Raw genomic sequence first — 13,421 nt, 5'->3', positions numbered from 1 at the left:
CCGCGCGGCCGGGCCTCACCCCGCGAAGTCGGCGGCGTGGTCGCGGGCCCAGGCGGCGAAGGAGCGGGCCGGGCGGCCGGTCAACTGCTCGACGCAGCGCGTGAGTTCGACGGGGACACCGTCGTGCGCCCGCCACCAGTCCAGCAGGCAGTCGGCGAAGCCCGGCGGCATGTAGTCCGCCATCTCCTTCTTCCACTCCTCGCGGCCCACCTCCCGCACGGGCACGTCACGGCCCGTGGCCCGGCTCAGGATGCCGATCTGCTCGGCGAAGGTCAGCGACTGCGGACCGGTCAGGACGTACGGGCGGCCGCCGAGAGCGGGGTCGGTGAGCACGGCGAGCGCGGCCCCGGCCACGTCGGCCTCGTGGATCGGGTCGCTGTGCGATCCCGGGTAGGGCAGGCTGACCGGCCGCCCCGCCCGCAGGCTCCAGCTCCACGCCAGCGCGTTGGCGGCGAACGCCCCGGGGCGCAGGAAGGTCGTACGGAACGGGGCGGCCTCCAGGGCGGTCTCGGCGTCCAGGTGGGACCTGGCCATGGGGTTGTCGGCGGCGTCGGGGGCGAGTACCGACGAGGACGACAGCAGGACGACGTGCTCGACGCCGGCCGCGGCGGCCTCCTCGGCGAAGGCGTCGGCGCACGACGGCTCGGCGTACAGGAAGACCGAGGTCACGCCCTTGAGGGCGGACGCGAAGGTGGCGGGTTCCGTCAGGTCGCAGGGGACGACGTCCGGGCCTTCGGGCTGCCGCGAGGCCGCGCGCACGGCGAGCCCGCGCTCGCGCAGCAGGGCGGTGAGGCGGCGGGCGACGGCGCCGCGGCTTCCGGTGACGAGAACGGTCATGGTCGGGGTTCCTTCCGGTGGTGGGGTGCGGGCGCGGGCGCGCACGGGGAGCCGGGCGCCGGTCCGGCGGGGTGCGGGTGCGCCGCGAGGTCGGCGGGCGGTGCGGGGCGTCGGCCTGCCACGGGCGGGCCCCAGGAGGCGTGTCCCTGGGCTCGCCCGGTGAGGCGTGTCCCCGGGTGACCCGGAGGGGCATGTTCTGGGGCGGGCCCGGATAGAATGCCCGCGTGACGAATAAGCTTCGTGACGAAGATACATCGTGGCGCAACATCTTCGCCACGCATATTTCTGTCTGGGGAGACGCAGGATGCCGAACCGCCCGGAGCTGCTGGCCCGTGTGATCGCGGAGAGCCGGCGGCACTATGCCGCGTACACGCTGTTCAACCAGGCCATGGCCGACCGGGTCGGGCTGCACCCCACCGACGTGCAGTGCCTCGCGCTGCTCGACCTGGAGCCCGGTCCGGTCACCACCGGCGACATCGCCCGCCTCACCGGCCTGGCCTCCGGCTCGGCCTCCCGCCTGGTCGACCGGCTGGAGAAGGCGGGGTTCGTGGAGCGCCGCAGCGACCCGGAGGACCGCAGGCGGGCCCTGGTCGCCCTGGTGCCCGACGCGGGGGAGCGCCTGGCGCGGGCCTGGGAGGCCCCGGGCACGGCGTTCGGCGCGGTCCTGGAGAGCTACGGCGACGAGCAGTTGGAGGTCATCGCCGACTACCTCCGCCGGGCCGCGGAGGTCGGCCGGGACCAGGCCCGCCACCTCGGCTCCGGACCGGGGCGATGACGAGCCGCCCGGGCCCTCGGACCTGAACGGACCTGAACCGGCCCTGGGCGCAAGCCGGTTCGGGTCCGGCTCGATGCCGGGCTCAGCTCTGGCTCAGCCCTGGCTCAGGCGCACGGTCAGGCCGTGGCGGGTGGGCCTGCGCCGCTCGGGGGCGCCCTCCGCCCACAGGGAGCGGACGTGGCCGAGGTGGCGCGCCATGCACGCCTCCGCGCCCGGCGCGTCGCCCGCCACCATCAGGTCGAGCAGCTCCAGGTGCTCCCGCGCCGACGGCAGCAGCCGGTCGCTCTCGTCCAGGGCGGTCAGTCCATACAGGCGGGAGCGCTTGCGGAGGTCGCCGACCGTCTCCACCAGGCGGTCGTTGCCGCCGAGCGCCAGCAGGGAGAGGTGGAAGCGGCGGTCGGCCTCCAGATAGCCGATGAGGTCGTGGTCGCGGGCCGCGGCCACGATCTCCTCGGCGACCGGCCGCAGCGCCTCCAGGTCCGCGCGGTCCGCGGTACGGGTGATCCGGCCGGTCATGGGGACCTCGATGAGGGTGCGGATCTCCGTGTACTGGTCCAGGTCGCGCTCGTTGACCTCGGTGACCCGGAACCCCTTGTTGCGCACCGGCTCGACGAGGCCCTCGCGCGCCAGGTCGAGCATCGCCTCGCGCACGGGGGTCGCGGAGATGCCGAAGTCCTCCGCGAGTCCCGGCGCCGAGTACACCTCGCCCGGGCGGAGTTCGCCCGAGATGAGCGCCGCCCGCAGGGCGTGGGCCACCTGGTCGCGCAGGCGCTCCCGGGTGGTGATGAGGTTGCGCTGCTTGAGGTGGCCCATGGTCGTGGTGTCCCTTCGTGACCGCCGCGCACGGTCGCTCACGACTGCGCACAGCCGCTCGCGCCGTGACGTCGCGCCCGGGGCGGGGCGGATCACCAGCGTACAATGTCACGTTGTTGTCTCCGCGTTGTCCCCGTCGCCCCGGTGGAGCGCGGCCGGAGCCGGCGGGGGTCACAGCAGGAACCCGCCGGGGAACGGGTCGTCGGGGTCGAGGAAGTACTGGGCCGTGCCGGTGATCCAGGCGCGTCCGGTGACGCGCGGCACGACGGCGGGGACGCCGCCGACGTCCGTCTCGGCGACGAGGCGGCCGGTGAACTCCGTGCCGATGAACGACTCGTTGACGAAGTCCTGGTGCAGCGGCAGGGCGCCGCGGGCGTGCAGTTGGGCCATCCGCGCGGAGGTTCCCGTCCCGCACGGGGAGCGGTCGAACCAGCCGGGGTGGATGGCCATGGCGTGCCGCGAGCGCCGCGCGTCGGAGCCGGGCGCAGCGAGGTAGACGTGTTTCACGCCGCTGATCTCCGGGTGCAGCGGGTGCACGGGCCGTTCCTCGGACGCGTTGACCGCCGCCATGACCGCGAGGCCCGCCGCGAGCAGCTCGTCCTTGCGGGCCCGGTCGAACGGCAGGTCCAGGGCGCCGAGTTCGACGAACGCGTAGAAGTTGCCGCCGAAGGCGAGGTCGTACGTCACCGTCCCGTACCCCGGTACGTCCACCTTGCGGTCGAGGCCGACGCAGAACGCGGGCACGTTGGTGAGCGTGACCGCCCTCGCCGCCCCGTCCTCGACGCGTACGTCGACGGTGACCAGGCCCGCGGGGGTGTCGAGCCGGACCGTGGTGACGGGTTCGGTGACGGTGACCATGCCGGTCTCGACGAGCACGGTGGCCACGCCGATGGTGCCGTGCCCGCACATCGGAAGCAGCCCGGAGACCTCGATGAAGAGCACGCCGTGGTCGGCGTCGGGGCGGGTGGGCGGCTGGAGGATCGCGCCGCTCATCGCGGCGTGCCCGCGCGGCTCGTACATCAGCAGGGTGCGCAGGTGGTCGAGGTGGTCGATGAAGTGGAGCCGGCGTTCGGCCATGGTGGCCCCGGGGATGACCCCGACGCCACCGGTGATCACGCGCGTGGGCATGCCCTCGGTGTGCGAGTCCACGGCGTGGAAGACGCGACGCGTCCGCATGGAAGCCTCCCTGGGTCAGCGGTGGCCGTCGGCGACGGCCTTCTCCGTGGCGGCGCGAACCCGGGCGCCGGCGTCCGCGGTCAGCGGCGCGCGCGGCGGCCGGGTGGGGCCGCCACGGAACCCGACGACGTCCATGGACGCCTTGATGGCCTGCACGAACTCGGTTTTGGAGTCCCACCGCAGGAGCGGGTGCAGGGACCGGTAGAGCGGCAGCGCCGCGGCCGTGTCCCCGGCGGTGGCGGCGCGGTAGAGCGCGGCGCAGGAGGCGGGGAAGGCGTTGGGGTACCCGGCGACCCAGCCGACGGCACCGGCGAGGGAGAGCTCCAGCAGGACGTCGTCGGCACCGGCCAACAGGTCCAGGTCGGGCGCGAGTTCGGCGATCTCGTACGCGCGGCGCACGTCGCCGCTGAACTCCTTGACCGCCACGACGTGACCCGCGGCGTGCAGTTCGGCGAGCAGGTCCGGGGTCAGGTCGACCCTGGTGTCGAGTGGGTTGTTGTAGGCCACGACGGGCAGCCCGGCCGCTGCCACCTCGGCGTAGTGGGCGCGCACGGCCCGCGCGTCGGCCCGGTAGGCGTTGGGCGGCAGCGACAGGACGCTGCCGCAGCCCAGTTCGGCCGCGTGCTCGGCCCAGCGGCGGGCCTCGGCGCCGCCGTACGCGGAGACACCGGGCATCACCCGGGCGCCGTCGCCCGCGGCCTCGACGGCGGTCCGCACCACGCGGGCGCGCTCGTCGGCGGTGAGGGTCTGGTACTCGCCGAGGGAGCCGTTCGGCACGACGCCGTCGCAGCCGTGGTCGAGGAGGCGGCGGACGTGCTCGGCGTACGCGTCGTGATCGACGGACAGGTCGTCGCGGAACGGGAGCGCGGTGGCGACCATGATGCCGCGCCACGGGCGGTCGGGGGTCCAGGAGGCGGCGGGGGAGGGGGGCGTCGTCAGGGGCGTCATGAGGGGGCCCTTCTGTGGTGTGACGTCGGGGGGAGGTCGGGACGGGGGCAGCGGGGGTGCCGACGGGCGCGGCACGGGGGTCGGTGGCGGGATGTTGCTGTGCGCGGGCCGGGGGCTGCGGGGGCGCCTTGCTCCTCGGCCCTACTTCTCGTCGGGCGGGGAGCCTGCCTGGGCGTTGGTGGTGGTGACGGTGGGGGTGGTGGGGTGCTCCGGGGTCGTGGTGCCGTCGCCGGTCTCGGTGCCGTCGTCGGGCTCGGTGGCGATGGCGGGCTGGGTGGCGGTGGCGGTGTCGTCGGCGGTCTTGGTGGTGGAGGCGGTGGCGGTGGCGTCGGCAGGGCGGTCGGCGGTGGCGGGGGGGGGGGCGAGGTCCCGCGTCCCGGGCTCCTCCGTGTCCAGTGCCGCGAGCACCCCCAGCGGGACCGGCGCGGCAAGCGGTCTGCGCTCCTGGGACGGCGGCTGCCGGGGGCCCGGTGCCGCTGCCGCCAGGCAGGCCACGGCCGTGCCGCAGACGCGGCCCTGGCACCAGCCCATGCCCGCGCGCGTGAGGAGCTTGACGGTGCGCGCGTCCCGGGCGCCGTGGTCGGCGACGGCCTCGCGGACGCGGCCCGCGGTGACCTCCTCGCAGCGGCAGACGTCCGTGCCGTCGTCGAGCCAGCGGGTCCAGCCGGGGCCGGGCGCGTGCGCGCGGGCCATGGCGTCGGCGAAGGCGCGCAGCCGGTCGCGCCGCCGTCGCAGCTCGCGTACGCGTGCCGTGCGGAGGAGCGCGGACCGGCCGAGGAGGTGGGCCGCCGCCGCGATGCCCGCCAACTCGCCCTCCGCGTAGGCAAGTTGCGCACCGCCCACGCCGCCTGTCTCACCCGCGGCGAACACGCCGGGGACCGAGGTGGTCTGCAGGCCGTCCAGGACGAGGGCGTTCGTCCCGTCCGGCGTCCGCCGCGTCGCGCAGCCGAGCCCGAGGGCCAACTCCACCTGCGGCACCAGGCCGTGACCGACCGCGAGCGCGTCGCAGGCGACCCGGCGGCCGGTGCCCGGCACGGGCCGCCAGTCCCGGTCGAGCCGGGAGACGGTGACCGCCTCCACCCGGTCGGTGCCGTGCGCGCGCGTCACCGCGCTGCGGGTGCGCAGCGGCACCCGGTGGCGCAGCAGCGCCGCGCCGTGGGCCGCGCCCTCCACGAGCTTGTGCGGGGCGGCGAGCAAGGCGCGCGGCGCCCGGGCGTACGCGCCGTAGGCCGACGCCTCCACCACCGCGGGGACACGGGCGCCCGCCGCGGCCAGGGCTGAGGCCACCGCCAGGAGCAGCGGTCCGCTGCCCGCCACCACGACCCGGCGGCCGGGCAGCACGAGCCCGGACTTCAGCATCGCCTGGGCACCGCCCGCGGCCACCACGCCCGGCAGGGTCCAGCCGGGGAAGGGCAGATGGCGCTCGTGGGCGCCGGTCGCGAAGAGCACCGCGCGGGCGCGCACGCACACCGGGCGGTCCCCGTCGCCGTCCGCGCCGGTGACCGCGTGCACCGCCCAGAGGTCGCCGTCGCGGACGACGGTCCACACGTGATGGCCGGTCAGGCTGTGCACCGTGCCGGACGCCAGGCGGCGGCGCAGGCTCGTGAAGACGTCCCAGTCGTGGTGGAGGGCCTCGGGGCGCGCGGCGCCCAGCGCCGGATCGGGGTGGCGGTGGAACTGGCCGCCCGGCCGGTCCGCGCCGTCCAGCAGGGTCACGGAGAGGCCGAGCCCGGACGCGGCCACGGCACCCGCGAGGCCTGCCGGGCCCGCGCCGACCACCGCGAGGTCGCAGGGCTCGGCGGGCGGGGTGGGGCCGGGACCCGGCCCGCGGGCTTCGGGTGCGGGGTGCGGCCCGGGTGCGTGCGGCGTCCCCTGGGCGTCGGGCGTGGGGTGCGGCCCGTGGGCGTCCGGCCTCACGTGGGTGTTCGGCGTAGGGCTCGGCTCGGGTGCGTCGGGCGTGAAGCCCGCCACGGGTGCGTGCGGCGTGGACTCCGCCCCGGGTGCGTGCGGCGTCACGCCTGCGTCCGGTACGGGGCCGGGGCCGCGGGAGCCCGGCGTACGGCCCGGCCCGTAGGCGCCCGGCGCGAGGTCAGGCCCGTGTGCGTCCGGCCCCGGCCCGCCCGTGGCACGCCTCGGTCCCGTCCCGTCCGCCGCACACCGCGGTCCCGGCCCCTCCGTCTCAGGCGTCGAGTCCGGCACGGCCGTGTCCCTCCTGCGTGGTGACGACGTCGCCGGGCCGGGCCGGGACCAGGCAGGCGCGGCGGTTGGGGCGGCCGTTGACGGTGGCCAGGCAATCGTGGCACTGGCCGATGCCGCAGAACGCGCCGCGCGGCCGTCCGCCGACGCGGGTGGTGCGCCAGGCGAGGATGCCCGCCGCCCACAGCGCGGCCGCCACCGACTGGCCGGACAGGGCCCGCACCGGGCGCCCGTCGAAGGTGATCTCGAAGGCGGCCCGGGGCGCCGCGCCCACGAGGCGGGCGGGCGTACGGCCGTCACGCGCCATGGTTCGGTTCCTTTCCGCAGGCGGAGTGCGCGCCGAACCGGTCGGGCCGGAACGGGACGATGTCGAACGGGAGTTCACCACCGGTGAGCAGCGCGGCCACCAGCAGGCCCGTCGCCGGGGCGAGGCCGATGCCCGCGCCCTCGTGACCGCAGGCGTGCAGCAGGCCGGGGACGCGGGGGTCGGCCCCGATCGCGGGCAGGTGGTCGGGCAGGTACGGCCGGAACCCGGCGTAGGCGCGCACGGCCCGCACGGTGGCGAGGACCGGGAAGAGCCGTACCGCCTGGGCGGCCAGGCGGTGCAGCGCCGGCACCGACAAGGAGCGGTCGAAGCCGACCCGCTCCCGGCTGGCGCCGATGAGCACGGGCCCGGCGGGGGTGCCCTCGACGACGGCCGAGGTCTGCAGCGCCGCCGAGTCGCTGGCGACGTCGGCGACGTAGTCCGCCGCGTACACCTTGCGCCGGACCACGCGCGGCAGCGCCTCGGTGACCAGGACGAAACCGCGCCGCGGCAGCACGGGCAGGGCCACGCCCGCGAGGCCGGCGAGGTCGCCGCCCCAGGTGCCCGCGGCGTTCACGAGGTACGGCGCGTGCAGCTCGCCCGCGCGGGTCCGCACGCCGCGGATCCGCCCGCCGGCGCCGGTGAGGACGCCGGTGACCTCCTCGCCGAGCCGCAGCCGGACCCGGTCGCCGCCCGCGCGCAGCAGATGGGCGGCGGCGAGGGCGGGTTGCACCTGGGCGTCCCGCGGGTAGTGGAAGCCGCCCGCGAGGCCGGGCGCCAGGTGGGGCTCCAGTTCGCGGAGCCGCTCGCCCGGCACCTCCTCCGCGGTGACGCCCGCCCGCGCCTGCCGCCGGGCGAAGTCCCGCAGGGCGGCCATGGCGCCCGGCGCGGAGGCGACGACGAGGCCGCCCTTGGCCTCGTACTCGACGCGGGGCGGCAGCAGTTCGGCCAGCGAGCGCCACAACCGCGCGGACAACAGGGCCAGTTCGAGCTCCGGGCCGGGCTCCTTGTCCGAGACCAGCAGGTTGCCCTCGCCCGCGCCCGTGGTCCCGCCCGCGACGGAGCCGCGGTCGACCACGGTGACGTCCAGGCCGGCGCGGGCCGCGTAGTAGGCGCAGGCGGCGCCGACCACGCCCGCTCCGACGACGATGACGTCCGGGGAGGCGCTCGCTGTCCGCTCAACCGTGGCCACGTCAGTAATATTTCACATTGCACCGGGGCTGCCAAGAGATCGCGCACCCACCCCAACTGCCCCCGTGAGGACCGACGGAGGCGTGTCTGACCCCTTGTCAGTGCAATTTCACGCCGCCCGCGCCGGACGGTCTGGCCGACGGCCGCGTCCCCGGTCCGCGCACGCCCGAGCCCACCGAGCGCCCCCGCACGGCCGGTTGCACGCTCGACGACCCGACGCGGCTGTCCCCCGAGGGCCTCGCCGACTTCCTCGCCGACCGCGCCGTCACCGGTGCCCCTGCCTACCGCGCCGCCTTCAAGGCGTTCGCGTACCACGCCCACCTCAAGGGCACGGCCAACGCGTGGGTGGCGCGCGACGCCGTCTCGGAGTACGGCCGCATGGGACAGATCGACGCGCTGCGCGCCGAGATCGTCCCCGGGCTCGGCCCGCTGCTCGCCGTCACCGCCCGCGCCTTCGGCGACCTCATGAACTGCTCCTTCGGCCGGGTGGACATCTGGCCCGACAGCCGCGGCGGCACCTCCGACGTGCACTGCGAGGGCCCGCTGCGCGGCTGACCCCCGTGCCCCGGCGCCACCACGCCGCCCGCGGGCGGCAGCGGCGGAGGGCGCCACCCGCACCCTCCGCCCCACGCGTGGCCTCGGGTATCCGGGGCACAGGGAGAGCCGATGCCGCGTCGGCGGGGCGCACGAGCCGAGGTCCGAGGAGGACAAGGGTGTTCGAAGGATTCGAGGAGGCACGGATCGACGTCGGTGAGGCGTCCGTCTTCGTCCGCTTCGGCGGGGAGGGCCCGCCGGTGGTGCTCCTGCACGGCCATCCCCGTACGTCGGCGACGTGGCACCTGGTCGCGCCGCGGCTCGCGGCGGCCGGCCACACGGTGGTCTGCCCGGACCTGCGCGGCTACGGGCGCTCCGTCGGGCCGCGGTTCACGGCGGACCACGCGGGCTACTCCAAGCGCGCCGTCGCCGGGGACGTGGTCACGGTGATGCGCCACCTCGGACACCGCCGCTTCGCCCTCGCCGGGCACGACCGCGGGGGCGCCGTGGCGCTGCGCCTGGCGCTCGACCACCCGGACGCCGTCTCCCGGGTGGCCTTCCTGGACTGCCTGCCGACGACGGAGCACCTGTCGCGGATCACGGCCGAGTTCGCCACCCAGTGGTGGCACTGGTTCTTCTTCGCGCAGCCGGACATCCCCGAGCGGGTCATCACCGCCGACCCCGACGGCTGGTACCGCGGCGACCCGGACGCCATGGGCCCCGAGAACTACGAGGAGTGGCGGCAGGCCACCCGCCGCCCCGAGGTGGTGCGGGGGATGCTGGAGGACTACCGCGCCGGCCTCACGGTCGACCGGCTCCACGAGGAGGCCGACCGGGACGCGGGCCGGCGCGTCACCTGCCCGGCGCTGGCCCTCTGGTCGCTCCGTGACGACCTGGAGGACCTCTACGGCGACCCGCTGGCGATCTGGCGCCGGTGGGCCACCGACGTGCGCGGGCACGGCATCGACTCCGGCCACCACGTCGCCGAGCAGGCGCCGGAGGCCCTGGCTTCGGCGCTCGCCGACTTCTTCCGGCACGAGCACCAGGCCTGAGCCGCGGCCCTCGGCCTCGGCGGCCCCCTCGGCCTTGATGGCCCCCTCGCCCTCAGCGCCCCAGCAGCCCCGCGATCCGCCCGGCGGTCCAGTGCCCGAGCGCGCCCGGGCAGGCCGCGAGATAGGCGGCGACGGCGGCCTCGTCCCAGGCGGCCGCCTCCAGCAGGCCCGCGGCCAGGTGCCGCAGATAGGCGCTCGCGGGGACGTTGAGGGCGACGTCGGTCAGGCGCCAGGGCGCGGTGAAGGTGAGCAGGGGCAGGCCGTCGAGCAGGCCCGCGCACACCAGGGTCTCGTAGCGCCCGGCGCCGAGGCGGGCCCGCCCGTCCCGCAGGACCGCCGTCAGGTCGAGGTCGGCGCCGGGCAGCCGGTACATCTCCTGGGCGGCGATGTCCGAGAACTGCGCCGGAGTCACCAGGTGCGCCCGCGCGTACACCCGGCCCTCGGCGCCGGGGTCGTAGAAGGCCCGGCCGCCCGTCCACAGGACCGACTCCGTGGCGAAGTACAGGACACCCGGCAGCTCCACGGCCCGGGAGACCTCCGGCGGGCGGCGGTCGCGGCAGCCGGGGTGGTCCCGGGACGACCCCGGGGGCCTGCCGCCGGCGATGTACGCCATCAGGCGGCCCAGGTGCATGTTCGAGCCGTAGGAGACGTACCAGACGCGCTCCGGGCCCGGGACGGGACGCGGCACGAGCGGCTCCGTGTGCGGTGGGGCTTCCGCTGACCAGTATGGGCCCGATGTGCGCCGTCATCGCGCGAAAGTGATCGAAAGCTCTGGGCGGGAGCCGGCCCGGATGCACGCGCTCGAGGGCGAGGGTGAGGGCGAGGGCGTGCGCACCGCCGACGCGGAGGCCGGTCGCCTGCGCCAGGGCCCGCCCAGGGGGGCGGGCCCGGTGGGCCCCGGCCGAACCGGACCGGCTCCTGTCCGGTGCCCCGTGACCGGCCTCAGCGTCGCCGTTGGACGAGGGACACCGACGGCGGCACCGGCATTCCGCCGAGGCGGGCCTCGAAGGTCAGGGGGTGGTCCGCGCCGGAGGGCACCCGCTCGTCCGCCGTGACGGTGAAGGGGACGGCGACCCGTCCGTGCGCGGGCACCCGCACCCCTTCCACCCGTTGCGGTGTCACCCGCCAGCCCTCGGACGCCCGCGCCCGGAGCGTGACCGTCCGCGCGACCCGGTCGAAGTTGTAGACGTCGAGCACCATCCGGGTGCGCGCGCCGAGGCGGTAGCCGAGCGGCGGCTCAGCGTCGCCGTCGGCCTTGCCGGGGGCGGAGTCGGCCGCCGCGTACCGCTGGGCCAGGACGATGTGCTCCGCCGGGGAGAGGGCCCGCGGCCGGAGCGGGCCGGACGGGGGCCGTGGCGTGCCGGGCGGCGGCGCGTCCGTCACCAGGTAGAGCGGGTCGCGGGACGCCCGCACGCGCACGGTGCCGCGCCGCGACCGGGGCGGCGCGGCGCGCGGGGCGCCCATGATGTCGTACACGCGCGTCGTCGCGTCCGGCACCGGCACGTCCACGGCCCGCGTGCGCGGCGCGCACACCACCGTCACCGTGCGTCCCGTGCCGTCGGCGAAGACGAACCCGGCCGCGCGCGGCAGCAGCTCCTCCAGCGTCCGCACGTAGCCGGCCTCGCCGAGGAGCGCGGTGAGCGCGGCGTACGCGCTGTACGCGGGCAGCGGCTGGAAGGCGCGGCTGAACAGCGCGAACGAGGTGCCCTCGTCCGTGCACGGCGGCCCGCAGAACCAGAACTGCCGGTCCGTGCCCGCTGCCAGGCTCTCCACCGTCGAAAGCACCAGGTAGCGGGCCTGTACGCGCTGCGTGGCGTACGGCATGTCCGCGCCCGGCTCCGCGGGCAGGAAGGCGCCGCACTCCGTCATCCACATCGCCAGCCGCCGGGCCGGAGCCCCGTACCGCTCCCGCAGCTCCTGCTGGTCCTCGGGCGCCGACGGCGGCTCGGGGTCGGTGTCGTCCAGGGGCGGATAGCCGTGGAAGCTCCACACGTCGGCGTACCGCGCCACGCCGTTGCGCAGCATCAGCTCCTGGAAGACGCCCTCGCCCGCGATGCCCGGCAGCACCACGGGCGGCCCGCCCGGCCGGTCGCGGACGCCGAGCGCCGCCGCCTTCACGTACGCGGCGTGCTGGTCGCCGGTGCTCGCGGAGTCGTCCACGTCGGGCTCGTTGGAGAGCTGGAGCGCGTCGGCCACGGCCCGTTTGCCGCGTCCGGCGAGGTGGGCGGCGTAGCGGTAGGCGTCGCGCAGGTCGGCGGGCAGCGGCACGGAGGTCGGGGTCGACGCCCAGTCCGGCGGCGGTGAGACGACTTCGAGGACGGCCAGGCCGTGCGCGTGGAAGGTGTCGATGACGGCGTCGTGCACCTCGCTGTCGAAGGCCGCGTGCCGGGCCCGCTGCGCGGCCGGCCAGGAGCTGCCGTCGCGGACGTACCCGACGCCCATCGCGGCGACGGCCGAGGCGAGCGCGGGCAGCCGCGCGGGCGGGACCAGCGCGAACGTGGCGACGTTGACGCCGAAGCGGTTCGCGGCGCCGGATACCGCGCGGCGCGCGGGCAGCCGGGCGAACCGCCCGGTGACGGTGTCCCCCGGGGACGTGCTCAGGGCCGCGACGGCGCGGTAGGCCCCCGGCGGCAGCGGGGGCAGGGGCGCGGTGGCACCGGCGGCCCCCGCCGGGACGCGTACCGAGCCGGAGGCGACCTGCCGGGAGGAGTAGTCGAGGAGACGGTAGGTGACGGTCAGCGGCTCGGGGGCCGCCGCGTTCAGCTCGAAGCGCAGGGGCGCGTGCTCGCCGTCGCGGTGGTGGCCGAGGCCGGCCGCCGGGTCCCCGGCGTGCACCCGGCGGAGGGCCACCGGGACACGGGTGAGGGTGAACTCGTCCAGGAGGAACCGGTATCCGGTGTACGTGTCCAGGACGGTCGGCCCGTCCACGGTGAACGTGACCGTGTTGGCGCCCCGGCGCAGCTCGACGTCGCCGAGCGCGACCCGGGACAGCGCGCCCCAGGCCCTGGGCGACTCGTACCAGTGGGGCTGGGAGTGGGCGAGCGGCACCGGCTCGCCGCCGTTGACCGCCAGGCGGACGTACGAGCCGGGCTCCTCGGCGCCCGGCCGCTCCACCGGCACGGAGGTGACCGCCTCCAGCCGGTACGGCCCGGCCGCCGGGACCGTCACCGTGTACGTGGCGTACCAACCGCCCCCGGCCGGCGGGGGTTCGGCGGTGGCCAGCGCCAGGTACGCGCCGCCCGAGGCGCGGCGGTCGCGGGCGACGGGGATGGTGGTGCGGATGGGGAACTCGCCTGCGACGGCCGTCACTTGGAGGCCTGGGGTGCCCTGGCCCGGGGCGGTCTTCGGGTCGGCGGCGGCGTGCTGGTGCCGCCCGGTGTGCTGGTCCGGGGGCGGGGCCGCGGCGGCGTTCCCGGCCGCGGTGGACCCCGCCGCGAGGGCGAGTCCGGCGGCGATGCCTCCCGTGACGGCGGTGCGTCGGTCGATGCTCATGGGTCAAGGACACCGTGGCCGGGCCGGGGGCGCGTCCTGCGCGGGCAGGGGTCCGGCACCGGCCACCGGGCCGGTCTCTTCTCCACCCCTGGGTGGAGAAGAG

12 protein-coding genes are annotated in these 13,421 nt (G+C 76.6%); 3 read left to right on the top strand and 9 right to left on the bottom strand.

What is annotated here, in order from left to right:
* Positions 1–15: 15 nt before the first annotated feature.
* Positions 16–837 (bottom strand): NAD(P)H-binding protein, encoded by an 822-nt coding sequence (locus QK440_RS14350; protein WP_282793465.1) that lies wholly within the window; start codon positions 835–837, stop codon positions 16–18.
* A gap of 304 nt (positions 838–1,141) precedes the next feature.
* On the opposite strand from QK440_RS14350, the gene QK440_RS14345 reads away from it, so the two are divergent.
* Positions 1,142–1,612 carry a MarR family transcriptional regulator gene (locus tag QK440_RS14345; RefSeq protein ID WP_282793464.1) on the top strand — a complete coding sequence of 157 codons (471 nt, stop codon included), beginning with the start codon at positions 1,142–1,144 and terminating at the stop codon, positions 1,610–1,612.
* Between the two features lie 93 nt (positions 1,613–1,705).
* Here the strand turns inward: QK440_RS14345 and QK440_RS14340 are convergent, their stop codons facing one another.
* The 6 genes from QK440_RS14340 to QK440_RS14315 all read right to left on the bottom strand — a co-directional run bounded on the left by QK440_RS14340 (position 1,706) and on the right by QK440_RS14315 (position 8,241).
* The gene (locus tag QK440_RS14340) at positions 1,706–2,425 is read right to left on the bottom strand and encodes a GntR family transcriptional regulator (protein WP_282793463.1); all 720 of its coding nucleotides are present in this window, start codon (positions 2,423–2,425) and stop codon (positions 1,706–1,708) included.
* A 171-nt stretch (positions 2,426–2,596) separates the two neighbouring features.
* Positions 2,597–3,601: a proline racemase family protein gene (locus tag QK440_RS14335; protein ID WP_282793462.1), complete on the bottom strand. Its 1,005-nt coding sequence runs from the start codon at positions 3,599–3,601 to the stop codon at positions 2,597–2,599.
* A gap of 15 nt (positions 3,602–3,616) precedes the next feature.
* Entirely contained in the window at positions 3,617–4,549 is a 933-nt protein-coding gene (locus QK440_RS14330) for a dihydrodipicolinate synthase family protein (protein WP_282793461.1), read from the bottom strand.
* Positions 4,550–4,690: 141 nt separating this feature from the next.
* Complete coding sequence (locus QK440_RS14325; protein WP_282793498.1) at positions 4,691–6,328, bottom strand: NAD(P)/FAD-dependent oxidoreductase; 1,638 nt, start codon at positions 6,326–6,328, stop codon at positions 4,691–4,693.
* Between the two features lie 400 nt (positions 6,329–6,728).
* Entirely contained in the window at positions 6,729–7,052 is a 324-nt protein-coding gene (locus QK440_RS14320; RefSeq protein WP_282793460.1) for a (2Fe-2S)-binding protein, read from the bottom strand.
* A complete protein-coding gene (locus QK440_RS14315) occupies positions 7,042–8,241 on the bottom strand; it encodes an FAD-binding oxidoreductase (protein WP_282793459.1) in 1,200 nt (399 codons plus the stop codon). Before QK440_RS14315 ends, QK440_RS14320 begins: the two co-directional genes overlap by 11 nt.
* A gap of 377 nt (positions 8,242–8,618) precedes the next feature.
* Between QK440_RS14315 and QK440_RS14310 the strand changes: the two genes are divergently transcribed.
* Together QK440_RS14310 and QK440_RS14305 are read left to right on the top strand one after the other, a co-directional pair.
* A complete protein-coding gene (locus QK440_RS14310; RefSeq protein WP_282793458.1) occupies positions 8,619–8,795 on the top strand; it encodes a hypothetical protein in 177 nt (58 codons plus the stop codon).
* 158 nt (positions 8,796–8,953) lie between these two features.
* Positions 8,954–9,826, top strand: a complete 873-nt coding sequence (locus QK440_RS14305; RefSeq protein ID WP_282793457.1) for an alpha/beta hydrolase — start codon at positions 8,954–8,956, stop codon at positions 9,824–9,826.
* Positions 9,827–9,878: 52 nt separating this feature from the next.
* Here QK440_RS14305 and QK440_RS14300 read toward each other — a convergent pair whose 3' ends face one another.
* Together QK440_RS14300 and QK440_RS14295 are read right to left on the bottom strand one after the other, a co-directional pair.
* Complete coding sequence (locus QK440_RS14300; protein WP_282793497.1) at positions 9,879–10,457, bottom strand: histone deacetylase; 579 nt, start codon at positions 10,455–10,457, stop codon at positions 9,879–9,881.
* A gap of 311 nt (positions 10,458–10,768) precedes the next feature.
* Entirely contained in the window at positions 10,769–13,318 is a 2,550-nt protein-coding gene (locus tag QK440_RS14295) for a hypothetical protein (RefSeq protein WP_282793456.1), read from the bottom strand.
* Between the last annotated feature and the right edge of the window lie 103 nt (positions 13,319–13,421).

Source organism: Streptomyces sp. CC224B, from assembly GCF_030010595.1.
Taxonomy (GTDB): Bacteria; Actinomycetota; Actinomycetes; order Streptomycetales; family Streptomycetaceae; genus Streptomyces; species Streptomyces longispororuber.
The sequence above is the reverse complement of the archived record's forward strand: the minus strand, read 5'-3'. Positions and strand labels throughout refer to the sequence as shown.

Bases quoted from the DNA above. Each gene is read 5' to 3' on its own strand.
- QK440_RS14340 (WP_282793463.1), bottom strand. From the start codon at position 2,425: ATGGGCCACCTCAAGCAGCGCAACCTCATCACCACCCGGGAGCGCCTG.
- QK440_RS14330 (WP_282793461.1), bottom strand. From the start codon at position 4,549: ATGACGCCCCTGACGACGCCCCCCTCCCCCGCCGCCTCCTGGACCCCC.
- QK440_RS14350 (WP_282793465.1), bottom strand. From the start codon at position 837: ATGACCGTTCTCGTCACCGGAAGCCGCGGCGCCGTCGCCCGCCGCCTC.
- QK440_RS14295 (WP_282793456.1), bottom strand. From the start codon at position 13,318: ATGAGCATCGACCGACGCACCGCCGTCACGGGAGGCATCGCCGCCGGA.
- QK440_RS14345 (WP_282793464.1), top strand. From the start codon at position 1,142: ATGCCGAACCGCCCGGAGCTGCTGGCCCGTGTGATCGCGGAGAGCCGG.
- QK440_RS14300 (WP_282793497.1), bottom strand. From the start codon at position 10,457: ATGCACCTGGGCCGCCTGATGGCGTACATCGCCGGCGGCAGGCCCCCG.
- QK440_RS14320 (WP_282793460.1), bottom strand. From the start codon at position 7,052: ATGGCGCGTGACGGCCGTACGCCCGCCCGCCTCGTGGGCGCGGCGCCC.
- QK440_RS14310 (WP_282793458.1), top strand. From the start codon at position 8,619: ATGGGACAGATCGACGCGCTGCGCGCCGAGATCGTCCCCGGGCTCGGC.
- QK440_RS14335 (WP_282793462.1), bottom strand. From the start codon at position 3,601: ATGCGGACGCGTCGCGTCTTCCACGCCGTGGACTCGCACACCGAGGGC.